This window comes from Mucilaginibacter sp. P4_G9, from assembly GCF_056400985.1.
This window is the reverse complement of the sequence record NZ_JBFUKF010000831.1, coordinates 1-977: the sequence shown is the minus strand read 5'-3', so window position 1 is coordinate 977 and position 977 is coordinate 1. Positions and strand designations below refer to the sequence as shown.

2 protein-coding genes are annotated in these 977 nt (G+C 39.9%); both read right to left on the bottom strand.

The genetic code is table 11. From position 1 onward, the window contains the following. Positions 1-707: LytR/AlgR family response regulator transcription factor (locus tag AC1DPZ_RS27975; RefSeq protein ID WP_477409692.1), on the bottom strand; the 707-nt coding region annotated here is incomplete at its 3' end. 10 nt (positions 708-717) lie between these two features. Then, positions 718-977: hypothetical protein (locus AC1DPZ_RS27970; protein WP_477409690.1), on the bottom strand; the 260-nt coding region annotated here is incomplete at its 5' end.

Here is a 977-nt window from a genome sequence, read left to right as displayed (position 1 = left end):
GAGATGGGGACTTTGGTTTTATCGCTTAACAATAATGTACCGCCATCCTCTTTCAAATAACTTTTTACAAATTGTGCGTTTACCAGGTGCGATTGATGGGAACGCACAAACTGGTGCGGTTTTAAAATATCGGCAAACTCCTTAAGGGTTTTGCATACCAGCACCTGTTCGCCGCTTTGCAGGTAAAATGTGGTATAATTATTTGATGCCTCGCACCTGATGATGTCGGTAATTCTTACATACATAATCTCGGTAAGCGTGGGCAAAGTGATCTTGGGTGTTTCCTTTTGGCCAGCCTTGATGTACTCCAGCAGGTTTTCTATACTTTGATTTTGTTGCCTGCCGCTTATCTTTTGCTCAGCTTTTTCAACGGCCAGTTTAAATTCGGTTATATCTATTGGTTTCAGCAGGTAGTCCAATGCCGAAAATTTAATAGCCTGGATACCGTATTTATCATAAGCAGTGATAAAAATCACCTCGAAATTAATTTTATCAAAAGCCCGCAATACATCAAAACCCGATTGCCCCGGCATCTGAATATCGAGAAACAGCAAGTGGGGCTGGTTGGCTTTTATAGCTGTTATAGCATCACCGGCATTTGATGCTGTTGCCACTACATCAATTTGGGGGCAATAGGTTTGGATGATCTGCTGCAAATTTTCGATATTGTTAAGCTCATCATCAACTATAATACTTCGGATACTCATGGGTATAAAATTATATMCAGTTTGATAAACGGATACTAACTACAGTACCCGGCCCTTGTGTATCAATATTTAAACTCACAGGCTGATCTTTATATAACTGATTCAATAAAGCTACGCGTTCTTCGCTTAATTTTACGCCATAACCGTTTATTTCGCCGGGGCTATCCTGGTTAATCCATTTGCCATTATCTTTTATAGTGAAGATGATATCTTTCGCTTCGCGGATAATCGAGATCTTAATTATGCCTTCTTCTTTTAACACAGCAACAC